Origin of the sequence: Streptomyces sp. NPDC086519, assembly GCF_040686075.1 — a bacterium.
Taxonomy (GTDB): Bacteria; Actinomycetota; Actinomycetes; order Streptomycetales; family Streptomycetaceae; genus Streptomyces; species Streptomyces shenzhenensis.
This window is the reverse complement of sequence record NZ_JBFBJL010000039.1, coordinates 64,658-86,585: the sequence shown is the minus strand read 5'-3', so window position 1 is coordinate 86,585 and position 21,928 is coordinate 64,658. Positions and strand designations below refer to the sequence as shown.

At 72.3% G+C, this 21,928-nt stretch carries 18 protein-coding genes; 2 read left to right on the top strand and 16 right to left on the bottom strand.

Annotated features, from left to right (window positions below):
• Positions 1-453: glucosamine-6-phosphate deaminase (locus AB0P24_RS31075; RefSeq protein WP_365799790.1), on the top strand; the 453-nt coding region annotated here is incomplete at its 5' end.
• 253 nt (positions 454-706) lie between these two features.
• Complete coding sequence (locus AB0P24_RS31070; RefSeq protein WP_365799788.1) at positions 707-1,405, top strand: phosphatase PAP2 family protein; 699 nt, start codon at positions 707-709, stop codon at positions 1,403-1,405.
• Positions 1,406-1,412: 7 nt separating this feature from the next.
• Here the strand turns inward: AB0P24_RS31070 and AB0P24_RS31065 are convergent, their stop codons facing one another.
• From AB0P24_RS31065 to asnB, 16 genes are read right to left on the bottom strand one after another with little or no spacing between them, the layout of a single operon-like run.
• Positions 1,413-2,738, bottom strand: coding sequence for a glutamate-1-semialdehyde 2,1-aminomutase (locus AB0P24_RS31065; protein WP_365799786.1), 1,326 nt, complete (start codon positions 2,736-2,738; stop codon positions 1,413-1,415).
• Between the two features lie 7 nt (positions 2,739-2,745).
• Positions 2,746-3,297 (bottom strand): dTDP-4-dehydrorhamnose 3,5-epimerase family protein, encoded by a 552-nt coding sequence (locus tag AB0P24_RS31060; protein ID WP_365799784.1) that lies wholly within the window; start codon positions 3,295-3,297, stop codon positions 2,746-2,748.
• Positions 3,294-4,532, bottom strand: coding sequence for a polysaccharide pyruvyl transferase family protein (locus tag AB0P24_RS31055; RefSeq protein ID WP_365799782.1), 1,239 nt, complete (start codon positions 4,530-4,532; stop codon positions 3,294-3,296). Before AB0P24_RS31055 ends, AB0P24_RS31060 begins: the two co-directional genes overlap by 4 nt.
• Positions 4,529-5,476, bottom strand: a complete 948-nt coding sequence (locus AB0P24_RS31050) for a glycosyltransferase family 2 protein (RefSeq protein WP_365799780.1) — start codon at positions 5,474-5,476, stop codon at positions 4,529-4,531. The genes AB0P24_RS31055 and AB0P24_RS31050 overlap by 4 nt, the downstream gene beginning before the upstream one ends.
• Positions 5,473-6,771: a hypothetical protein gene (locus tag AB0P24_RS31045; RefSeq protein ID WP_365799778.1), complete on the bottom strand. Its 1,299-nt coding sequence runs from the start codon at positions 6,769-6,771 to the stop codon at positions 5,473-5,475. The genes AB0P24_RS31050 and AB0P24_RS31045 overlap by 4 nt, the downstream gene beginning before the upstream one ends.
• A 5-nt stretch (positions 6,772-6,776) precedes the next feature.
• Complete coding sequence (locus tag AB0P24_RS31040; protein WP_365799776.1) at positions 6,777-8,060, bottom strand: DUF4910 domain-containing protein; 1,284 nt, start codon at positions 8,058-8,060, stop codon at positions 6,777-6,779.
• Entirely contained in the window at positions 8,048-9,073 is a 1,026-nt protein-coding gene (locus AB0P24_RS31035; protein WP_365799774.1) for an SDR family oxidoreductase, read from the bottom strand. The genes AB0P24_RS31040 and AB0P24_RS31035 overlap by 13 nt, the downstream gene beginning before the upstream one ends.
• Before the next feature lie 3 nt (positions 9,074-9,076).
• Positions 9,077-9,724: a PIG-L deacetylase family protein gene (locus tag AB0P24_RS31030; RefSeq protein ID WP_365799772.1), complete on the bottom strand. Its 648-nt coding sequence runs from the start codon at positions 9,722-9,724 to the stop codon at positions 9,077-9,079.
• Complete coding sequence (locus tag AB0P24_RS31025; RefSeq protein ID WP_365799770.1) at positions 9,721-10,515, bottom strand: sugar phosphate nucleotidyltransferase; 795 nt, start codon at positions 10,513-10,515, stop codon at positions 9,721-9,723. The genes AB0P24_RS31030 and AB0P24_RS31025 overlap by 4 nt, the downstream gene beginning before the upstream one ends.
• The gene (locus tag AB0P24_RS31020; protein ID WP_365799768.1) at positions 10,512-11,762 is read right to left on the bottom strand and encodes a class I SAM-dependent methyltransferase; all 1,251 of its coding nucleotides are present in this window, start codon (positions 11,760-11,762) and stop codon (positions 10,512-10,514) included. Before AB0P24_RS31020 ends, AB0P24_RS31025 begins: the two co-directional genes overlap by 4 nt.
• Entirely contained in the window at positions 11,759-13,000 is a 1,242-nt protein-coding gene (locus AB0P24_RS31015; RefSeq protein ID WP_365799766.1) for a glycosyltransferase, read from the bottom strand. The genes AB0P24_RS31020 and AB0P24_RS31015 overlap by 4 nt, the downstream gene beginning before the upstream one ends.
• A gap of 2 nt (positions 13,001-13,002) precedes the next feature.
• On the bottom strand, positions 13,003-14,247 hold the full coding sequence (locus tag AB0P24_RS31010; protein WP_365799764.1) for an O-antigen ligase domain-containing protein: 1,245 nt from the start codon (positions 14,245-14,247) through the stop codon (positions 13,003-13,005).
• Between the two features lies 1 nt (position 14,248).
• On the bottom strand, positions 14,249-15,790 hold the full coding sequence (locus tag AB0P24_RS31005) for a right-handed parallel beta-helix repeat-containing protein (protein WP_365799762.1): 1,542 nt from the start codon (positions 15,788-15,790) through the stop codon (positions 14,249-14,251).
• 8 nt (positions 15,791-15,798) lie between these two features.
• Positions 15,799-17,784: an alginate lyase family protein gene (locus AB0P24_RS31000; RefSeq protein WP_365799760.1), complete on the bottom strand. Its 1,986-nt coding sequence runs from the start codon at positions 17,782-17,784 to the stop codon at positions 15,799-15,801.
• Positions 17,781-19,976 carry a bi-domain-containing oxidoreductase gene (locus tag AB0P24_RS30995; RefSeq protein ID WP_365799758.1) on the bottom strand — a complete coding sequence of 732 codons (2,196 nt, stop codon included), beginning with the start codon at positions 19,974-19,976 and terminating at the stop codon, positions 17,781-17,783. The genes AB0P24_RS31000 and AB0P24_RS30995 overlap by 4 nt, the downstream gene beginning before the upstream one ends.
• A 17-nt stretch (positions 19,977-19,993) precedes the next feature.
• Positions 19,994-21,928 carry an asparagine synthase (glutamine-hydrolyzing) gene (gene asnB / locus AB0P24_RS30990; protein ID WP_365799756.1) on the bottom strand — a complete coding sequence of 645 codons (1,935 nt, stop codon included), beginning with the start codon at positions 21,926-21,928 and terminating at the stop codon, positions 19,994-19,996.

Below are 21,928 nucleotides of genomic sequence, written 5' to 3'. Positions count from 1 at the left end.
GCCTGCCGGGCCTACGACGCGGAGCTGGCGCGGGCGGGCGGCGTGGATCTGCAACTGCTCGGGATCGGGACCGACGGGCACATCGGGTTCAACGAGCCGTGCTCGTCGCTGGCCTCGCGGACCCGGATCAAGACGCTGACCGAGCGGACGCGCATCGACAACGCGCGGTTCTTCGGCGGGGATGTCGACCAGGTGCCGCACCACGTCATCACCCAGGGGATCGGGACGATCCTGGAGGCGCGGCATCTGGTGCTGCTGGCCACGGGCGAGGGGAAGGCCGACGCGGTCGCGGCGACGGTGGAGGGGCCGGTCGCCGCGGTGTGCCCGGCGTCGGCGCTGCAACTGCATCCGCACGCCACGGTGGTCGTCGACGAGGCCGCGGCGTCCAGGCTGAAGTTCGCGGAGTATTTCCGGTACACCTTTGCCAACAAGCCGGACTGGCAAGGGATTTGAGGAAGGAATCGGCTGCCTGGAGGGGAGCTCCGCCCCTTCCAGGTCCCCCGTGCTCGACGAGGCTGAGCCCGTATCGGGATCTGCCGTGTTCTGGCACTGTTCGTATGCCTCTGCGCGTTGTTGGTTAAAGTGACCGGCAGAGGCCGATCCCGGTGCCCGTGGCCAGGGCGATGAGTCCGGGGGCCGGAGACGACGGAGGGCTCGGGTTGGATCGGCTGGCGGGAACGGACCTGGAAGCCGGCGCGGTGGGCGTGTGACCGGCAGGTCGGCGCGCGCGGTGCTGCCCCCGTCGCTGGGCGCGCGGTCGGGGCTGATCGCCGCCCTCGGCGCCCTCGTGGTCGTCGTGCTCGGGGTCCTGTACGCCGGTCACAGCGAGCCCGGCAGGGTGGACAGGTGGATCATTGCGCCGACGGCGGACAGCGTGCGTCCGCCGTGGCGGCACGTCGCCCTGGCGCTGGACTTCCTGGGGGAACCCGCGGGATCGGTGCTGGTGGTCGTGGCCTGCGTGGCGGGCTGCCTGCGGCTTCGGCGTCCCCGCGCAGCGGTGTTCGTCGTGGCCGGCACCGGCCTGACCGTGGGGACGACCACGCTGCTCAAGCACCTGGTGGGACGCACCATCCACGGCGCCGGCAACCTGTCCTACCCGAGCGGTCACACCGCCTTCTTCACCGCGCTCGCCCTCGTGGCGGCGCTGCTCGCGACCGGCCGTCTCGGCCTCGGCAGGACGGCCGGCACGTCACTCGTACTGGCGGCGGCGCTGGTTGCCGGCGCCACCATGGGCTGGGCGGAGGTCCGCCTGGGCGCGCACTACCCGACCGACGCCCTCGGCGGCTGGTGCACCGCGCTGGCGGTGATACCGGCGACCGCGTGGCTGGTCGACCGGACTGCCGACCGGGCGGCCGAGCGGACGGCCGAGCGGATGACCGGCGCGGGCCCGCGGCAGCGCCGCTGACATCACGTCATGCCAAGCGGCGGAACACGGGCTTCACCGCCCGCCCGCCCAGCCAGGGCGTGGGGTCGGTGGCGTCCAGTGCCTTCCGGTACACCGCACACGCCTGGGCCACCACCTCGACGGTGCGGTCGATGTCCGCCTCGTCGAGTGCGCTGCTCACCACGAACGACGGGGCGAGCACCCCGCCCGCGAGCAGCCGGCGCAGGAACAGGGTGCGGTAGCGCTGTGAGGGCTGCAGGTTCTCGTCGAGGGTGGCGAAGACCAGGTTGCTGGCCCGGCCCCGGACGACGACGTGGTCGCCGACGCCCATGGCGGCCGCGGCGTCGCGGACACCCGCGGCCAGCCGCTCGCCGAGGGCGTGCAGCCGCGCGGTGACGCCCTCCTCGACGTAGGTGGTCTGCACGGCCATCGCGGCCGCCAGGGAGTGCGTCTCCGCACCGTGGGTGGTGGACAGCAGGAACACCCGGTCGCCCGAGCCACGCAGTCCGCCCCGCTCCATCAGCTCGCGGCGCCCGGCCAGCGCGGACACGGCGAATCCGTTGCCCAGCGCCTTGCCGAAGGTGGAGAGGTCGGGGACGACGCCGTACAGGCCCTGGGCGCCCGCCTCGGACCAGCGGAAGCCGGTGATCATCTCGTCGAAGACCAGTACGCAGCCGTGCCGGTCGGCCAGTTCGCGCAGGCCGGCGAGGTACCCGGGCGGCGGCTCGGTGTGGGTGGCGGGTTCGAGGATCAGGCAGGCGACCTCGTCCTGGTACCGGGTGAGCAGTTCCGCCGTGGCGGTCAGGTCCCCGTAGGGGAAGGACACGGTGAGCTCGGTGGTCGCCGCCGGGATGCCGGCGGACATCGGTGTGGTGCCGATGAACCAGTCGTCGACGGAGAAGAACGGATGGTCCGCGCAGACGGCCACCCGCGGGCGCCCGGTGACGGCGCGGGCGAGGCGCACCGCGGCGGTGGTGGCGTCGGAGCCGTTCTTCGCGAACTTCACCATCTCGGCGGTCGGCACGGTGGCCAGGAAGCGTTCCGCGGCCTCGACCTCCACGATGGAGGGCCGGACGAAGTTGCTGCCGCGGCCGAGTTCCCGCCGTACCGCCTCGACCACGCGCGGGTGGGCGTGGCCGAGGCTGACCGACCGCAGGCCGGACCCGTACTCGATGTAGCGGTTGCCGTCGACGTCCCACACGTGGGCACCGCTGCCGTGGCTGATGACCGGGGCCAGGTTCTCGGGGTACTGGTCGTCGCCCTTGGCGTAGGTGTGCGCGCCCCCGGGGATCATGGCGTGCAGCCGCTCGTTGGCTGTCCGCGACAGGGGCAGACGGAGCTCTTCGGTGTCCACGGGGACCTCAGCTTTCTCTGTGCTTCAGGACCTCGGCGAGGCTCGGCGCCTCCCGGTCCCGCTGGGACATCGACGCGACCGGCAGCGGCCACGGAATGGCGAGCTCCGGGTCGTCGAAGGCGATCGTCACGTCCTCGGCCGGATCGTGCGGACGGTCGATCCGGTAGGAGGTGTCGGCGGTCTCGGTCAGTGCCTGGAAGCCGTGCGCGCACCCCGCCGGGATGTACAGGGTCAGCTGTGTCTCGCCGGACAGCTCGAAGAAGGCCCGGCCCAGGTAGGTCGGCGAGTCCGGCCGCAGGTCCACGACGACGTCGAAGATCCTCCCGTACGAGCACCGCACCAGCTTCGCCTCGCCGGCGCCGGAGCGCAGGTGCAGTCCGCGCAGCACACCCCGGACCGAGCGGGACACGCTGTCCTGGACGAAGGCGCCCGGGTCGAGGCCGACCGAGCGGACCACGTCGGCGTCGAAGGTGCGGCAGAAGAAGCCGCGCTCGTCGGCGTACGGCGTCGGCCGGAACAGGTACGCCCCGGCGATCTCCGGGACTTCGGTCGCTTTCATGGAGACTCCTGCCGGGCGGGGACGTGGGTGCGGTCGGGCGCCGGGAACAAGGCCGCGGTCAGGGCGGTGAACTGGTCGTCCAGTTGCCGGGCGGCGGCCTGGTTCCGCTCGGCGAGGGTCTTCCGCAGCTCCGGCGCTCGCTTCTCCAGCTCCCGGAACTGCTCCAGCAGCCGGTCGGCGTCGACCTCGCGCGCCGGGTGGCAGTACGCGCCGAGGCCCATCCGGGTCATGAGCGCGTCGCTCTTCGCCGCATAGCTGACCGCGAGCGCGGGCGTGCCGGTCTTCAGCGCGCAGATCAGGTTGTGGTACCGGACCGCCACCACGGTGTCGGCGGCCGCCATCTCCTTCATCAGGTCGGCCAGTGAGGCCGGCTCGGCGGCGGTGACCAGCGGTGAGTGCACGGCGTCGAGGATCGCGGCGACCACCGACGCATCGCACCGGTCGCCGGTGAGCAGCCGGACCGGCCTGTCCTCCTCGACCAGCGTGCGGACGAACCGGATCGTCCCGTCGAGGTAGCGCCGGTGTATCTCCTCGGCCCGGGCGCGGTCGTCGTTGCCGCCGTGGAAGTCCATGACGCCGACGCAGACCGGCCCGGGCGAGCCCGAGGGCGCGCTCGCCGGCGGGGTCGGCAGGGCGAAGGCGAGGTCCGGGTAGACCTCGTCGCGTGCGGTGTCCACGCCCATCGCCCGCATCGCGTCACGCGCCTGGGCGTCCCGGTAGGACCGGTAGGCGGCCAGCCGCGCCGACCAGCGCACCAGGGCCCGGGTGGGCCGGTTGCCGATCTCGGCGGCGCCGACGCTGACCAGCCCGACCGGGGTGCCGAACAGCCGGCCGCTCGCGCAGAGCAGGAACAGCGCGTACGGGAAGCCCCACGGCCGCAGCGGCAGGGTGGCCTCCAGGACGCCCATGCCCGGCACGATCACCACGTCGTGCCGGCGCACCCAGGCGGCGGTGCGGAAGACGTCGACGAGTTTGCCGAGCCCTTTCGCCGCGATCGCGCCCGCACGTGACGCGGTCCGGTACTCCGCGCGGTTCCAGTGCAGCCGCGTGGCGGGGATCCCGAACCGGGTCGTCACGGCCTCCGGTCCGCCGCACAACGCGTCCACGACCGCTTCCGGATGCTCGTCGCGCAGGTACCCGAGGACGGCTTCGAGCGACCCGTCGTTGCCGAGATTGCCGGAGCCGAGCAGACCGAACACCCCGACGCGCACGGGAGTTGCGCCCGTCGGCGTCATGACCGCCTCCCCTCGCGGCCGGCGACGAGGGCGTCGACGGAGACCGTGAGCAGGGCCGGATCGACCGGGGCGCGGTCCTCGACCCGCTCGCCGGCGCCCGGCCGGACCCGGCTGGTCAGCCACGCGGCCAGGTGGCCGTAGCAGGCGCGCCGGTCGGCCGGGGACAGGGGCGCCCGCCGGATCGCCGAGGCGAAGCCCCAGACGTACTCGGCGAGCAGCCGGGGCGTCGGGTGCAGCGGACCCGCCCGGCGCGGGTCCAGGTTGACGCACCGGGAGCGCTTGGACGGGTTCGCCCGCTCCGCGCGGGTGGGGTGGTCGCGGCGGAAGTACAGCAGCTCGGGCACCTGGTGGAAGGGCCCGTGCAGGGTGATCTCGGCGACGAACGTGCGGTCCGCGTGGTGGTAGCTGTCCATCGGCTTCACCCGGCGCAGCATGTCGGCCCGCATCACCCCGTAGAAGTCGTCGCCGCCCGGCTCGAACAGCAGACTGCGGAAGCGCTCCGGCGCGTGCGGCGAGTCGGTGGCGAGCGTGTACTCGTAGGGGACCTTCACCTTGCCGTCGCCGTCGATGACCGCCTGGCCGGTGTGCGCGAGGATCACGTCCGGCCGCTCGTCCAGCGCCTCCACGCAGCGCCGCAGCAGGTCGCGGCCGTAGAGGTCGTCGTGCGAGGCCCACTTGAACAGTTCGCCGCGGGACTCGGCGAACACATGGTTGTGGTTCGGCGTGGCGCCGATGTTCCGGGGCAGCCGGTGGTACCGGATGCGGGAGTCCTGCGCGGCGTACTTGCGGCAGATGTCCTGGGTCCCGTCGGTCGAGGCGTTGTCGGAGACGACCAGTTCGAAGTCCTCGTAGGTCTGGCCGAGCAGGGCGTCGAACGACTCGGCCAGGTACTCCTCGCCGTTGTACACGGGCAGGCCGATGCTCAGCCTGGGTCGGGCGGTCATGGGGTCCTCACTTCGGGGATGGGGTTGTGGTGGTGCTCGCGCAGGGCGGACCGCAGTTGCAGCCACCACACGGCCGAGCCGCTGACGGTCGCGGCGGCGACGCCCCAGGCCGAGCCGGCCGTGCCGGCGACGGCCGCGCCGCCGAGCCCGCCGCCGACGTAGCAGGCGGAGGCGAACAGCTGGCAGCGCAGGCTGCGCCGGGCCGCGCCGAGCGCGCGCAGCCCGGCCGCCGCGCCGGTGCCGAGGCCCGCTCCCGCGACGCTGAGGGTGATCTGCACGATGAGGTGCGAGGAGGAGTGCCAGACACCGCCGAGCGCCAGTTCGCCGAGCCGGCCCGGCATCAGCAGCAGCGCCGCCCCCCAGAGCAGCGCTCCGGCGGCCTGTCCCCCGCCGAGCAGGAGACAGAACCCGCGCAGTCGATGCGGGGCCTGCCGCAGCACCCGTGCCGCCTCCGGGACGGTGACCAGCGAAAGCCCCATCAGCACGGCGAGGAACGGGCCCATCAGGAGCTCGGCGCCCCGCACCGCGCCGACCGCGCCGACCCCGACGATCGCGCCGAGCCCGTACGCCCGCAGCTGGCTCGCACCGCTGAGGCTGACGTTCTCGACCAGGTAGCGGTAGCCGAGATCACGCTGCTGGCGAAGCCAGCCGCGCGCCTCGCCCGGCCGGGGCCGGATGCCGGACTGGAGGCAGCCGTACCCCGCCGCCACCGTGGCGGACGCGCCCCAGGCGAGCACGAAGGCGGCCACGGTGTCCACCCGGGCCGCCACCACCAGGGCCGGGACGAGCGCGACACCCCACACGACGTCGTTGACGAACGCCTTCCGCCCGGTGCCGGCCGCGAAGAACGCGAACCGCCAGGCGTCCTGGAGCAGCAGCCCCGGCAGCATGAGGGCAAGGGCGGCGAACGCGGGCCCCACCCGGCCGCCGAGGCCGAACCCGGCCACCAGGCACACCGCGCCGATGACCGCGCCGACCCCGAGCGCCGTACCCGTCGAGCGGGCCACCGCCCCGCGCCAGGAGGCGCCCGGCACGCCGCTGAAGCGCACCACGAGCGGGTCGGTGGCAAGGCCGCGGGAGACGTTGAGCACCACGCCGTAGGTCACCCAGGCCAGGCTGAACACGCCGAACGCGGTGACCCCCAGCGAGCGGGCCACGTAGATGCCCACCGCGAAGTTGCTGATGCTGGAGGCCGCCTGGTCGGCCAGTCCCCAGGACAGCCGGCCGACCAGGGCCCGCTTGGCGGACCGGGCCGGTGGCGCGGTCTTCTGCGGATTCTCCCCCTCGGTGGTCATCGGCCTCATGCCTTGATCAGCCCGGCGCCGAGCAGAGCGCCGGCCGCGCCGGCGACGGTGTCGAACGGGAGCCCGGACCGCTCGGCGACGTCCAGCAGACTGTGCTCGCCGTCGGAGAGGTTGAGCACCCAGAGCATGGCCATCTGGGCCTGCTTGGTGTCGCTGCGGCCGCCGAGCGCGTCGTACAGCCCGCGCCGGCCCAGCTGCGGTTCGCCGTAGGGGCTGAGGTTGAGGTACCGCCGGTTGCGGTCGAGGACGGCGAAGGCCTCGCGGCAGACCGCGAGGGTGTCCGCCATCGCCGCCGGGGAGACGAAGTCCAGGTTGTCGGCCGAGGTGTGGTATTCGGGGTAGCCGGCGTACGGGGTCCGGGTGAGCGAGCCCACGCCCAGATTGAACCCCGGCGAGCAGAACTGCCGCTCGTCGTAGCCGTACGGAGTGAACTCGGTGACGCGGTGCGGCCGTTCGGATGCGGCCAGCACGTGCCGCAGCACCCGGTCGATCTCCGCGTCGCCGCGCCTGCTCTGCTTGTACGTCAGTGGGCCGGGGTCTCCGGCGCAGGCCAGCACCAGGCCGTGCTTGACCCGGTCCACCCGCTCCGCGTTGCGGGCCAGCCAGGTGATCGCCCCGATGGTGCCGGGCGCGAACAGGAACCGGTAGGTGTAGTGCGTCGGCTGCTCGGCGAGGGCACGGGCCAGAAAGGCGGCCACGGCGATGCCGGCCAGGTTGTCGTTGGCCAGCGACGGGTGGCAGACGTGGCAGGAGACGATGACCTCGTCGGCGACCTGCCCGGGGACCACGTACTCGGCGTAGGTGAGGTGGCCGTCCGCAAGAGTGGAGTCGATGCGCACCTCGTACTCGCCGTCCGGCAGCGCGTCCAGGGTCTCCTGTGCCAGGCAGAACCCCCATTCCGGCTTGTAGTAGCTGGTGCGGTACGGCACCCAGGACGGGTGGTCGGGCAGGGTGTGCAGGTGTCCGCGCAGTTCGGCGAGCGGCATGGTCGCCGACACCGGCACGCTGTAGCCGAGCACGTGCAGGCTGGACGCGGCGAAGTCGACGACCCGCCGGCCGGCGGTGTCGGCGATGTACGCGTCCCGGATGTTCCACTCCTGCGGCACCGTCCAGTCGAGCACCTGGGTCCCGGTCGGCACCTCGTGCACCTGCAACGGGATGTACTCCCCGACGATGTCCAGGGTGGCGCGCACACCGTCGCCGGTGATGCTGCGGCAGAGCGGGTACATCCGCTCCACCAGCGCGTACATCTCTTCGCTCACGTCGGTCACCGGCGCCACCGCAGGGTGTCGTCGACGGTGCCGGCGCCGGAGGCCGCGCGCAGCACGGCGAGCCGGGTGAAGCGCTGCTCGAAGTCCTCCCGGGTCAGCCCGAACGTCCGGTAGGCGTCGGCGAGTTCGAGGGCGCCCTGCTTCACCGTCCACTCGCAGTCGAAGCCGGGCACCGCGGCACGGAACCGGGAGAAGTCCACCCGGTAGGACCGCGGATCGGCACCGGTCTCCCCGGTGATCACCACCTTCGCGCCCGACACCGCCTCGGCGACCTGATCGGCGATCTCGGCGACCGTGACGTTGTTGATCTCGCTGCCGATGTTGAACGCCCGGTCGTGCACCGCCTCGCGCGGCGCGGTCAGCGCGGCCGTGAAGGCGCGCGCGATGTCGGCGGCGTGCACCAGCGGGCGCCAGGGGGTGCCGTCGGAGAGAACCAGCACCTCGCCGGAGAGCAGCGCGTGCCCCACCAGGTTGTTCAGGACGATGTCCGCGCGCAGCCGGGGCGAGAAGCCGAAGGCGGTGGCGTTGCGCATGAACACCGGGGTGAAGTCGCCGTCGGCGAGCTCGTGCAGGTCGTCCTCCACCCGCACCTTCGACTCCGCGTACGGCGTCACCGGGCGCAGCGGGGCGTCCTCGCCCACCAGGTCCTCGCCGCCGGCGGCGCCGTAGACGGAGCAGGTCGACGCGTACAGGAAGCGCCCCACTCCGGCCTCGCGGGCCAGCCGGGCCAGCCGTACGGACGCGTGGTGGTTGATGTCGTAGGTGAGTTCCGGCGCCAGCGAACCCAGCGGGTCGTTGGAGAGCGCGGCCAGGTGGATCACGGCGTCGACGCCGGCCACGTGCTCGGCGGTGACGTCGCGCAGGTCCACCCGGTGCCCCCGCGGGTCGGCGGGTGTCGGGCCCAGGACGCAGTCGGCGAACAGGCCGGAGTCGAGGCCGACGACCTCGTGCCCGGCGGCGGCGAGGACCGGGGCCATGACGGTGCCCAGGTATCCCTGGTGTCCGGTCAGCAGTACGCGCATGGTTCAACCCCCCAGGTTGAGCGTGAGTTTGGTGACGGCGAACGCTTCGGCGTATCGCTCGTGGCATTCGATGCCGCGGATCCGCGCGAGGCCGAGGAACGCCTCCCGGTCGTACCAGGGCCGGTGCCGCTGCGAGGGGTAGTGCTCCTGGAGCAGCCGCACCTTCTCCTCGGCGGTCTCCGGCGACAGCGGCTGGTACGCCGCCGTCCGGCCGAGGTCGCCGTCCCACTTGACGATCTCGTAGCCGAGCACGAGGTGGTCGCGGAAGGCGGTGGGGATCAGCTGCGCCAGGCCGCGGTGGTCCTGGTGCGCGTCGTCGGTGCGCGGCGCGAGGACCAGTTCCGGCTCGGTCTGCGCGCGCAGTTCCTCGACGGCGGCCTTGGCCTCCTCCCAGTGCGCGGGCAGCCGGCCGTCCGGCAGCTTGTGCACGGTCAGCCGCAGGTCGGCGTCCGGGCAGAAGGCGGCGAGCGCGGCCCGCTCCTCCTGCTCCCGCTCGCTGCCGCCGCCGGAGAGCACCAGCGCGTCGACCCGGATGCCGGGCCGCGCGAGGCACAGCGCCAGCAGCGTGCCGCCGGCGCCGATGGCGATGTCGTCGCAGTGCGCGCCCACCGCGACGATCCGGTCCGGGCGCCCGGCCCCGAGCCGGATCACGCGCTCATCCCGGCGTTGTCCCGCTCCCACACGGCCCACGGGCGGTCGCCCCGGGCGTAGGCGGCGTCGAGCGCGGCGCGCTCCTTCACGGTGTCGGTCGGCTTCCAGAAACCGCGGTGCTGGTGCGCCACCAACCGTCCCCGCTTGGCCAGTTGTGCGCATCCGTCGGCGACCAGGTCCCCGTTCTCCGGTATGTGGTCGAAGACCTCCTGCCGGAGCACGAAGTAGCCGCCGTTCTCCCACAGCGGCAGGTCGCTCACCGCGGTGATGCCACCCACCAGGCCGTTCTCGCCCAGCTCCACGCAGTGGAACGAGGACTGCGGCGGCACCACCATCATCGACGCGCCGGCGTCGCGCGCGGCGAACCGGTCGATCATCTCGTCCAGCGGGGCGTCGGTGAGCACGTCGGCGTAGTTGGCGAGGAACATCTCGTCGCCGTCCAGGTGGTGGCGCACCCGGCGCAGCCGCTCCCCGATGGGCGACTCGATGCCGGTCTGCGCGAACGTGATCGTCCAGTCCGAGATGTCGGTGGACAGCAGCTCGGTCCTGCCGCCGCGCAGCACGAAGTCGTTGGACGCCGTCTCCTCGTAGGTGAGGAAGAACTTCTTGATGTGGTCCGCCCCGTACCCGAGGCACAGGATGAACTCGGTGTGCCCGAAGTGCGCGTAGTAGCGCATGACGTGCCAGATCAGCGGTCTGGGGCCGACCATCGCCATCGGCTTGGGCACGTCGTCGGAGGTTCCGTTGCGCATCCGCATCCCGTAACCGCCGCAGAACAGGACGACCTTCATGCTGTGACCTTTCGGGACGCGACCTCGACGATGCTCAGTTCCGGGATGGGAAAGACCAGCCGGCCGCCCCAGTCGTGTACGAAGGACAGCTGCTCGGTCAGTTCGGCGCGCAGGTTCCACGGGAGGACGAGGACGTAGTCCGGTTTGTCGGCGGCTATCCGCTCGGGTGCCAGGATGGGGATGCGGGTCCCCGGGGTGAACCTGCCGTGCTTGTAGGGGTTGCGGTCGACCGTGTAAAGGAGCAGGTCGGGGCGGATGCCGCAGTGGTTGAGCAGGGTGTTGCCCTTGCCCGGGGCGCCGTAGCCGACGACCGTCTCACCGCGCTCGGCCGCCTCGATGAGGAACCGCAGCAGATCCCGGCGCACCTTGGCCACCCGGGCGGAGAACTCGGTGTACCCGGACAGCTCCCGCAGCCCGGCGGCCTTCTCCCGGTCCAGTACGTCGGCCACCCGCCGCGTCGGCTCGCCGGCCACTTCGGCGGGCCTGGCCCACAGCCGGATGGAGCCGCCGTGCGTGGGCAGCAGTTCGACGTCCACGAGCGTGAGTCCGCCGCTGGCCAGGGCCCGGATCGCGGAGGCGACCGTGTAGTACTGGAAGTGCTCGTGGTAGATCGTGTCGTACTGGTTCTCCTCGATCAGGGTCAGCAGGTGCTGCACCTCGACGGAGACCCAGCCGTCGTCGGCGACCAGGGCGCGCAGCCCCCGGGTGAACCCGACCACGTCGGGGATGTGCGCGTACACGTTGTTGGCGACGACCAGGTCCGCCGGGCCGTGCTCGGCGCGGACGGCCGCGCCGGTGTCCGGGCTCAGGAACTCCGTGAGCGTGGGCACCCCCGCCTCCCGGGCGGCCGCGCCGACGTTCACCGACGGCTCGATGCCGAGGCAGCGGATCCCCCGGTCCACCACATGCCTGAGCAGGTATCCGTCGTTGCTCGCGACCTCGACCACGAAGGCGTCGGTGCCGAGACCGAGGCGCTCCATGGTGGCGTCGACGAACGTACGCGCGTGCTCCACCCAGGAGGTCGAGTAGGAGGAGAAGTACGCGTACTCCTTGAACGTCTCCTCCGGCGTGATCAGCGGAGGGATCTGCGCGAGCCAGCACTCGGTGCAGACCCGCAGGTGCAGCGGGTACGCCGGCTCCGGCTGATCCAGTTGGTCCGCGGCGAGAAAGCTCTCGCATGGTGGCGTCGCCCCCAGGTCGACGACGCTCGCCATCGCTTCCGAGCCGCAGAGTCGGCATCGTGTCATCTGCTGTCCCCATCCCCCCTGCTCGCGCGGGTCTCCCCGCCGCGAGCCTGTGCTGACCGACCCGCGATCGCGGTGCGGTACTCCTCCACCAGGCGCTCCAGCCCGACGGCGGGGCTGAACTCCCGCTCGTAGCGGCGGCGGGCCGCCCGGCCCATCTCCCGGCCCAGGGCCGGGTCGGCCGTGATCCGGCGTATGCCGGAGGCGAGCGAGGCGGGCTCGCCCGGCCGGTGCAGCAGGCCGGTGACCCCGTCCTCGACGAGTTCGACGAAGGCGCCGTGGCCGGCCGCGACGGTCGGGACCCCGGCCGCCATCGCCTCCACGACCACCAGGCCGAACGCCTCCAGCCACGTCGAGGGAGCCACCACGGCGACCGACCGAGCGATGGCGCTCTGGCACTCCGCCGTGTCCAGCAGGCCGACGTAGCGGACGTCGGTGCGGCCCGCGGCCCAGGCGGTCACCTCTCGCTCCAGCGGCCCCGTGCCGGCGATCACGAGCGGCACGCCCACCCCGCCGCTCGCCGCGATCCGGTCCCAGGCGGCCATGAGCAGCCGTACGCCCTTGGCCTGGGCGAGCCGGCCCAGGTAGAGCACGTGCTCTCCCCCGCCTTCCCGGCGACTGCCCGGGTCGGGAACGAAGTTGTGCTTCACCGCCAGCCGCTCGGCGGGCATGCCGGACCGCACCAGGACGTCGCGCTGGGCCGCGGAAATGCACAGGAACCGCTGCACGCCGGACCACCACCGCCGCCGGTTGGCCGACAGACTGACCGCGAGCGGCACCGTCGCGAGGCGGGAGTTGCGGTAGCAGCCGTGCCGGACGGCGGGCAGCGGGGCGGAGCCGACGCACTCGGTGCACGGCCGGCCGTCGCGCTGCAGTGTGCCGGGCGGGCAGACCTGGGTGTAGTTGTGCAGCGTGGCGACGGCGGGCACACCGGCGTCGGCGCAGGCGGCGAGGACCGCGGGTGACAGGAGCGGGAAGACGTTGTGGACGTGCACCACGTCCGGCCGCTCGGTGCGCAGCCGGGCGGCGAGCTCCGTGCGGACCGCCGGGTTCCACGGCACGAGGAGCGGGACCGCCACCTTGCCGAGGAGGGACCGGGCGGCGATGTCGTCGCTGCGCCGCTCGAACACCTCGACCCGGTGGCCGGCCTCGCGCAGCAGCGCCACCTCCTGGTCGACGACCTTGTTCTCCCCGCTCGGCTGCGCCGAGGCGTAGCGGTTGTGCACCACGAGGACGTGCATGCTCAGGTCACCTCCGAGCGTCTGGGGAGTTCGGGCGTCGAGCGGGGTGTCGCCGCGGCGGGTGCCGCCAGCAGCGAGGCGGCCAGGGCCAGATGCAGCAGATACGGCGAGGCGTCGCCGAGACCGGCCTCGGTGTACGAGGCGATCGCGCAGTAGCTGATCAGGAAGATCGCGCAGGCCCTCTCCAGCGACGGCGGCCGCAGCAACGCCACGCCGCCCAGCACGACGATGATCAACGCGACGAGGGTGACGCCGATCAGACCCTGCTCGTTGTAGACGGCCAGCCAGCTGTTGTCGATCGGCAGCCCGCCGAACGACTTGTCGCCCAGGCCCACGCCGAGCACCTGCTCCGAGGTCGTCCGGGGCGCGGCAAGCAGGGCGTCCCAGACCTTGGCCCGGCCGGTGAGGCTGGAGAAGTTCTCCTTGCTCTGTCCGCGCAGGAACCACGACTGCAGGGCGGAGGCGAACCCCACCGCGACCACCACGGCGCACAGCACCGCCCAGGTGAAGAACCGGCGGGCGGCCGCGCTGGTCAGAAGGAGCGAGCCGATCGCCAGCGCCAGCCCGATCAGCAGGCCGAGCGTGGCCGTGCGGGTATGGGTCAGCGCGAGCAGCACGAGGGACGGCACGATGACCACCACGGCGCTGGTCCGATCGGTCCGGCGGCCCATCACGAGCAGCACGGTGAGCCCGATGATCACTGCCGCGTACTGCCCGATCTGCGGCGGGGTGAGCGGCCACAGGGCGCCGACCAGGCGTCCGCCGTAGAGGTCGGGCAGGGCCGCGCCCGGTGAGACGACCAGGCCGGCGGCCACCGATCCGAGCACCGCGAAGTACGCCCGGATGTGGTGGCGGACGAACGTGAGGCCACCGCCCCACCAGCGGGTGAGCAGCCACAGGGTGCCGACGAAGAGAGCGAGCCGGAAGCAGCGGAACAGCGCGCCGAACCCGGACTCCAGGTTCGCGCTGGAGATCACGCTCGTCACCAGCAGCAGGGTGAGCAGGAGCAGGTAGGCGCTGGCCCGGATGCGCAGCCGGCGGTTGACCGTGAGCGCCAGCGCGAACGCGGCGACCAGGGCGCCCATGGTGACCATCTGGATGAGGGAGCGGGGCAGCGGGACGATGGTCTTCGCCCCGGCGGAGCCGAGCGTGTTGAGAACCAGCAGCCCCCAGACGACCCCGACGATCCTCGGGGTGCCGGCGGGGCCCGGTACGGTGCCGGACTGCGGTTCCGTCCGCGTGTCCATCTCAACCACCGGCCCGTGGGTCGAGGGTGCTGCCCGCGTCCTGCCGGTAGTCCGTGCCCTGCCACTCGTCGAAGTCGAGCACCCGGCTCGGGTCGTAGGCGGCGAACTGCCACGGTCCGAGGTAGACGTTGTCGTGCCAGTGGTTGTCCTGCCTGTGAGTGATCGCCTCGGCCACCCTCTCGCCCTTGTACGGCGACCAGTCCGGATAGGTTCCGTAGTTGGACAGCACGGCCATGCGGTCGCACATCTGCGTGCACTGGAGCACGGACTTGTCGAGCACGAAGCGGTTGCCGTGGATGTCCACCCGCTGCGTCTTCCACCGGCAGTCGGCGTACAGCGGTGCCTTGTCGATCGCCGGCTTCACGCAGCGGCCGGTGTTCTTCACCAGCAGCGTGCAGTCACCGGAGGAGGTGTTGGCCGGACTGTTGCAGAACCGGTCGGCGTTCTCCCACAGGGTGATCCCGGACCAGTTGTTCTCCAGCACGTTCCGATAGATCTCGATCTTGTCGGTGCGGGCCCTGATCCGTGGTTCGCCGCCGGACTCGGACAGGTAGATCGTGGCGTACGGGAAGTTGTCGCCGCGGTCGGCGTACCTGCGCCCCTCGACCCAGTTGTTCCGCCGGAACGTGTTGTTCCGGATGACCGCGTTGTAGCTGGTCTCATAGATCAGCGCGGCACCGTCGTTGGCGTCGAGCACGTTGTTCTCGATGAGGAAGTCGTTGTTGTCGGTGTCCGCCCACAACCCCGCTCCATGGTTGTCGTGCACCCAGTTGCCCCGTATGTCAGCGCCGTTGACGGCCCAGAACTTGACGCCTCCGGTGCAGCCGCAGCCCTGCTGCCGCCGTTCCCAGTCGTCGGTGTTGTTGCCCACGATCTCGTTGTCCTCGACCACCAGGCCGCTGATTCCGCCGCCGTTCTTGTACGCGTTCATTCCGTACTGTCCGTTGTCGCGCAGGCAGTTGACGCGGACCCGCTGGTGGGCGCCGGCCATCAGCCCCGCCCCGGAGTTGTCCTGGATCGTCGTGTTCTCGATCACCCACCCGTCGGCGGAGTCGTGGTTGACCACGCCCTCGTTCTGCGGTGCGACGAAATGCTGCACGGTCAGGTAGCGGACGGTGACGTCGCGGGCGGTGCCCGAGAACGCGTACTGGTTCTTCTTGCCGCCGTCGAGCACCGCGCCCGGCGCGCCGAGGTAGCGGTCCCCCTTCTTGGGGATGACCTGGGCGTAGCGGTCCGGGGCGAGCCTGTGCTTGCCCGGCCGGAGCCAGAACGTGGTGTTCGCGGGGCTGCTCCTGGTCTTCGCCGCCAGGTCACCGACCACCGCCGGGTCGACCGTCACCGCGCCCGCCGGCGCCTTCGCCGGCCCGGTCACGGGGTTGGCGCACACCCGGGCCACGGATCGGGCCGCGGACGTGGACGTGGACGGCGCGGCGGTCGGCTCCGCCGCCGGGGCGCCCGGCGTGCTGTCACAGCCGGTCGCCGTCAGCAGGGCCAGCGCCAGCGGTGCCGCCGCCCACGCCCGGTGCCGTCTCTTGATCCCCACGTGCCCCCCTAGCCGCCGAACCTGAGCACGGTGGTGAACCCGTCCGCGCCGTCGGCGGAGCCGGTGCCGGTGCCGGTGCCGGTGCCGAGCAGCGTCGTGGTGGGTTCCTTGCGCCCGAATCCCGCGGAGTACCAGCCCAGCGGCGGGTCGGTCTCGCCGCGGTGCGCCCGCCAGGACAGCTCCGCGGGCAGGTCGAGCACGGCGGAACGTCGCTCGCCGTCCCGGATCCAGGTGAGCGCCGCCCGGTTCCCCGCCAGGTCCGCGGCGATCGCCGGGCCGAGGTGGAACGCCAGTCGCACGGCCCGGCGCGGCCCTCGCACCTCGTCGACCACTTTCAGCTCCTGGCTCGCGGCCGTCAGTTCCACCCGGCGGCGGTGCACGGAACCCTGGTACCCGTCGTGCTCGGCACACCAGCGCGCCACGCCCTCGCCGGACGTGTCCACGGCCAGGACGCGGGTGCGGGCCTGCCGGGTCCACAGGAACGGGCCGCCGGAGACCGACTGGTCGGCGCCGTCCAGTTGCAGCGTGTTGTGGCCGAGGGTGGACCGGAAGTACTGCCGCCACCGGGGCTGCCCGTGGTAGCAGAACGTCCCCGGGTCGGCGAGCACGTCGACCCCGTCGTGCCGGACCTCCACGGACAGCGCGTCCGCGTGCGCGTGCGCGGCGATGGACAGGAAGCCGTGCGGCCCGCCGTCGCAGCGGCACCAGATCTCTTCCGGACCGCGCAGGACGGTGAGCCCGGCGTCGGCGAAGTGGGCCGGCCGGCGAGCCGGGCGGGACACGGCCGGTGCGGCCGCGTCCTTCGGGTACGGCCGGATGAGCGCGGCCAGCAGCGGAGTGCGCACATCGGTGCCGGTCACCGCCGGCCACCATTCGAGCCGGCCGAACACGGCGTCGCCGGTGGCCAGCAGCGAGGCCCAGCGGTCGGTGCCCGCGCCGTCCACGACCAGCCCGTGCCCGTCGTCCGCGTCCCCCTGGCGCGGCGGCCGCAACCGGCTGTCCACGACGGCCGCGAGCGCGTCGGTCATCCGCAGCAGCACCAGCCGGACGGACGGGGGGACCGGCACGCCTGCGGCATCCGCCTCGGCCACCGCGGCCAGGCCCAGTTCCAGCACCAGCCCGTGGTACTCGGTGGCCAGCTCGCGGTTGAGGCCGGAGGGGAAGGTGTTGCTTCGCAGATGCCGCTCCAGCGACCGCAGCGCGTCGGCCCGCCAGCGTCCCGAGGAGGGGAACCAGCCGAACGCGCAGGCCGCCGCGAGCTGCCCGGCGGCCTCGGCGATGACGTGGTTGTTCGCCGAGGAGCCTCGGCTGGGGAAGGCGGCCAGCCAGCGCTGATGGTGCCAGACCTGGTTCAGCGCCACCGGGTTGTCCTCGAACAGCCCGGCCGCGCCCGGCCAGTCGTCGAGCAGCCGGCGGATCCACACCCAGGACAGCAGCCGGATGCCCAGCTCGATGCCGCTGATCCAGTGCACGCCGCGCAGCGGCGGGTTGGCCGTCCACCATGACCGCAGATGCTCGGCCACGCGCTCGGCGTACCGCTCGTTCCCGGTGATCGCGTAGGCGGCGGCGAGCACCGTGAGGTACTGGTGCCGGGACAGCTCCCAGATCTGCTTGATGTCCCCGACCGCGTCCTCGTTCCGGTACGGCACGTCGAAGGCGTAGCCCCACGGCGCCCGGCGTCCGGTCTTCGGGTCGCACCACCAGTCCGGGTCGGTGAGGTCGTCGCGGACCACCCCGAAGTACTCGACGTGCCCGTACATCAGCCGGTCCGCCTCGGCGACGAGACGTTTCGCGGCGTCCGGTGACACCGCGGAGATCGTCCCGGCGGGCAGGACCGCGGTGAACCGGGCGCCGGTCACGCCCGGGCAGTCCGGGCGGACGGACCGCCACCGCCGTCTGCGCACCGTGTCGCCCACCCGGCCGGCGACCTCCCGCGGCCCCATCCGGGACAGGCGCCGCAGGTACCAGCCCGCGCTCCCCGAGATCACCGTCATCGCGCCCTCGCCAACGTCACCGGCGCACCGCCGGCCAGGCCGGTCCGCACGGCGAGGGTGGCCGCCGTGGTCGCGACCAGCGACTGGAGCGGCACCGGCATCGGCCCGCCGGTCCGCACGGCCTTGATGAACGCGGCCAGCTCGGCGTTCTGGCCCTTGTCCCGGGCCTTGGGCAGTCGCGAACTGACCCACCGCTTGCGGCCGTAGACCGAGGCACGGACGAAGTCGTCGAGCCGCAGCACCTTGCCGTCCGCGACCAGGTCCAGCGTCTCCTTGGGGAAGCCGGGCGCGCCGGTGGTGACGTAGCTGATGGTGGCCGTGGACCCGTCCGGGTAGCGCAGCACGACCTGCAGGTCGTCGTTGCCGGACGTGGCGGCCGCGTAGACCGAGACCGGGTCGGCGTCCAGCAGCCAGCTCGCCGTATCGATGAAGTGACCGCCCTCGCCGGCGAACCGCGAACCCTCGGTGCCCTGTTGGAGGTACCAGCTGCCGTGCTGCAGCCGGCCCGCGTTGACCAGGTAGCGCAGGCTCGCCGGACCGGTGCGGACGCCGAACCGCTTCCTGGCCTCCTGCAGCAGGGGCGCGAACCGGCGGTTGAAGCCGACCTGGAGCCGGTCGTTGCCGGACTCCTCCACCGCCGCGAGTACGCCGGCCAGTTCGTCCTCGGTGAGGGCCAGGGGCTTCTCCACAAACACCGTCTTGCCGGCCAGCAGTGCCTTCCGGGTCAGTTCGGCGTGCGAGCTGTGCCGGGTGACCACGAACACCGCGTCGATCGACTTGTCGCCGAGCACGGCGTCGAGGTCGGTGGTCGCCTCGGCGAAGCCGAACTTCCGCTGCGCGTTGGCCGCGGAGAGCGCCGTCGTGGTGACGACGGTCGACAGCTCGACACCGTCGCGCTGTGCCAGGTGCGGCAGCAGCATCGACGTCGCGTAGTTGCCCGCGCCCACGAACGCGAGGCGCACCGGGCCCGTGGCCGGGCGGGCCGGCGTGGACGCTTTGCCGCCGGGCCGTTTCACCGCGGGCACGGCCATCGCCGGGGCCCCGGCGGCTTCCTGCGCTTCCTTCGCGTGTCCGGGGTACCGGAACAGCACGGCCACGGCCTTCAGCTCGCCGTCCTTCAGACGCCGGTACGTCTCGACCGCGTCCTCGAAGTCGGCGACGTGGGAGACCAGGGGCTCCACGTCGACGCTGCCGCGGGCGACGAGGTCGAGGAAGCACGCCAGGTTGCGGCGCTCGGTCCAGCGCACGTAGCCGATCGGGTAGTCGCGTCCCTCCAGCTCGTACTCCGGGTCGTAGCGCCCAGGGCCGTAACTGCGGGAGAACCGGACGTCGAGTTCCTTCTCGTAGTAGGCGTTCCACGGCAGGTCCAGGCGGCACTTTCCGATGTCGACGACCCGGCCGCGGTCCCGGCTCAGCCGGGCGGCCAGCTCGACGGGCTGGTTGCTGCCGCCGCCGGCGGCCAGGTACACCTGGTCCACGCCATGACCGCCGGTGAGGTCGGCGACGGCGGCCTCCACGGCCGCCGACGCGGGATCGCCGCAGGCCGCGGCGCCCGCCCGCTCGGCAAGCTCACAGCGCGCCGGATCGGGGTCGGCGCCGACGACGCGGACTCCCGAGGCCGCGAGGAGCTGCACCACGAGCTGCCCGATCAGGCCGAGGCCGATGACCAGGGCCACCTCGCCGAGCTGCGGCTCGCCCTGCCGGACGCCCTGCAACGCGATCGACCCGACGGTGCCGAAGGCGGCGTGCCGCGGCGCGAGGCCGTCGGGGACCTGGACGTAGAGGTTCTTGGGGACCCAGTTCAGCTCGGCGTGCAACGCGTGCTCGTTGCCGGCGCAGGCCACCAGGTCACCGACCTTCACATCGTCGATCCCGGCGCCGACCTGCTCGACCACCCCGCACAGCGAGTAGCCCAGCGGCGTGTAGGAGTCCAGCTTGCCCATCACCTTGCGGTAGGTGGCGGGCACCCCGTTGGTGGCCACGCTCTGCATGACCTTGGCCACCTGGTCCGGCCGCGAGCGGGCCTTGCCCAGCATCGACATGCCGGCCTCGGAGACCTTCATGAGCTCGGTTCCGGTGGATATCAGCGAGTAGGCGCTGCGGACCAGCACACCGCCCGGCTTGCACCCCGGCACCGGGACGTCGAGCACCGCCAGCTCCCCGCTCTTGTAGTTCTGTACAACCTGCTTCACCCGAACTCCTCTGATTCCTAAGCCGTCAACCGAGTGCTCTGGCCAGCCCCAGAGGTCGCGTCGCGATACCAGTACTCAAGGGTCAGTACGTGCCACAGATGCTTGGAGTAGTCCCGCTGCCCGGCGGCGTCCTCGGCGACGAGCCGCGCCAGCGCGTCGCGGCGCAGGAACCCGGAGCGGACGAGCAGGCCGTCGTCGACCACCTCGCGCACCAGCGGTGCCAGGTCCCGGCTCATCCAGGCGCGCAGCGGGGCGCTGAACAGGCCCTTGGGCCGGTACACGATCTCCCGGGGCAGGACCGAGGCGGCCGCCTCCTTGAGGACGGCCTTGCCCTGCCGTCCCACGATCTTGCGGTCGCCGGGCACGGCGAACGCCGCCTTGACCACCTCGATGTCCACGTACGGCACGCGTACCTCGGTCGAGGCGGCCATGCTGGAGCGGTCCGTGTACGCGAGGTTCAGTCCCGGCAGGAACATCCGGGCGTCGGTGAGGCACATGCGGTTGACGAAGTCGTCGAGGTCGTTGTCCCGGTAGACGTCCGCGTGCTCGGTCAGCACGTCCTCGACCGTGCCGGCCAGGTCCGGATCGACAAGGGCGAGCAACTCGTCCTGGTCGTACATGGTGTAGCTGCGCCGGAAGGCGGTCTCCTCCGGCAGGTCGGCGAAGGAGAGGAACCGCTTCGCGAAGCGCACCGACCGGTACCCCCGGCGGCTCGTCGCGACGGGCAGCCGGTCCACGGCCCCGGACACCGCGCGACGCAGGGGCCGCGGGACGCGCTGGTAGCGCAGCGCGATCAGGTTGGCCAGGTGCTTGCGGTAACCGGCGAACAGTTCGTCCGCGCCCATCCCCGAGAGCATCACCTTCACCCCGGCCTCTCTCGCGGCCGAGCAGATCAGGTACGTGTTGATCGCGGCGGGGTCGCCGATCGGCTCGTCCAGGTGGTACGTCATCTGCGGCAGCAGGTCGAGCACGTTCGGCGCGATCTCGATCTCGTGCAGGTCGACGCCGAACCGCCCGGCCACCTGCCGGGCGTAGCGCAGGTCGTCCGGCATCGCCTCGAACCGGGCGTCCTCGGCGCGGAACCCGATCGTGTAGGCGGAGATGCCGGGTTGGTGGCGGGCCGCCAGCGCGGTCAGGTAGCTGGAGTCGAGGCCGCCGGAGAGAAAGGTCGCCACGGGTACGTCGGAGAGCAGGTGGCGCCGGGTCGACTCCTCGACGATGGCGGCCAGGTCCGGCTGTTCGCCGGCCCGGGCCCGCTCCCGGCCCTCGGCGGCGACGTCCTTCAGGTTCCAGAACCGGCCGCGCTCCACCCGGCCGTCGGGCCGGCACCTCAGCCAGCTGCCCGGGGGCAGCTTCTCCGCCTCGCGGAACGCGCACCGTGAGTCCGGTACCCAGTAGTACAGCAGCGACGCCACCAGCGCCGCCTCGTCCACCTGAAGCGACCGGCCGGTCGCGACGGCGAGCGCCTTGAGCTCGGAGGCGAACACCAGGCCCCCGTCGCGCCGGAGCAGGAACAGCGGCTTGATGCCGAGCTGGTCGCGGGCGAGCACCAGGTCACCGGTGCGTTCGTCGAAGATGCCGAACGCGAACATGCCACGCAGCCGGGGCAGACAGTCCGTGCCCCAGCGCCGCCAGGCCTCCAGGAGCACCTCGGTGTCGGAGGTACCGCGAAAGCGCACCCCGGCGGCCGACAGCTCGGCACGCAGCTCGGGCGCGTTGTACAGCTCGCCGTTGTACGTCAGGACGAGGCCGCCCGAGACCATCGGCTGGGCGCCGGTGTCGGACAGGTCGATGATGGCCAGCCGGCGGTGCCCGAGGTGCACTTCGCCGTCACCCACGGGGTGGCTGTACCGGCCAGCTCCGTCCGGACCGCGGTGGGCGAGGGTGTCGGTGAGCCGGTCGGTCACGACCTTGCCGTCCGGCCATCGGTAAGTGCCTGTGATGCCACACAT

Excerpts from the sequence above, each read along its gene's own strand:
- asnB (WP_365799756.1), bottom strand. The coding sequence starts at position 21,928 with ATGTGTGGCATCACAGGCACTTACCGATGGCCGGACGGCAAGGTCGTG.
- AB0P24_RS31045 (WP_365799778.1), bottom strand. The coding sequence starts at position 6,771 with ATGACCACCGAGGGGGAGAATCCGCAGAAGACCGCGCCACCGGCCCGG.
- AB0P24_RS31055 (WP_365799782.1), bottom strand. The coding sequence starts at position 4,532 with ATGACGCCGACGGGCGCAACTCCCGTGCGCGTCGGGGTGTTCGGTCTG.
- AB0P24_RS31060 (WP_365799784.1), bottom strand. The coding sequence starts at position 3,297 with ATGAAAGCGACCGAAGTCCCGGAGATCGCCGGGGCGTACCTGTTCCGG.
- AB0P24_RS31035 (WP_365799774.1), bottom strand. The coding sequence starts at position 9,073 with ATGCGCGTACTGCTGACCGGACACCAGGGATACCTGGGCACCGTCATG.
- AB0P24_RS31015 (WP_365799766.1), bottom strand. The coding sequence starts at position 13,000 with ATGCACGTCCTCGTGGTGCACAACCGCTACGCCTCGGCGCAGCCGAGC.
- AB0P24_RS31025 (WP_365799770.1), bottom strand. The coding sequence starts at position 10,515 with ATGAAGGTCGTCCTGTTCTGCGGCGGTTACGGGATGCGGATGCGCAAC.
- AB0P24_RS31000 (WP_365799760.1), bottom strand. The coding sequence starts at position 17,784 with ATGACGGTGATCTCGGGGAGCGCGGGCTGGTACCTGCGGCGCCTGTCC.
- AB0P24_RS31010 (WP_365799764.1), bottom strand. The coding sequence starts at position 14,247 with ATGGACACGCGGACGGAACCGCAGTCCGGCACCGTACCGGGCCCCGCC.
- AB0P24_RS31050 (WP_365799780.1), bottom strand. The coding sequence starts at position 5,476 with ATGACCGCCCGACCCAGGCTGAGCATCGGCCTGCCCGTGTACAACGGC.
- AB0P24_RS31020 (WP_365799768.1), bottom strand. The coding sequence starts at position 11,762 with ATGACACGATGCCGACTCTGCGGCTCGGAAGCGATGGCGAGCGTCGTC.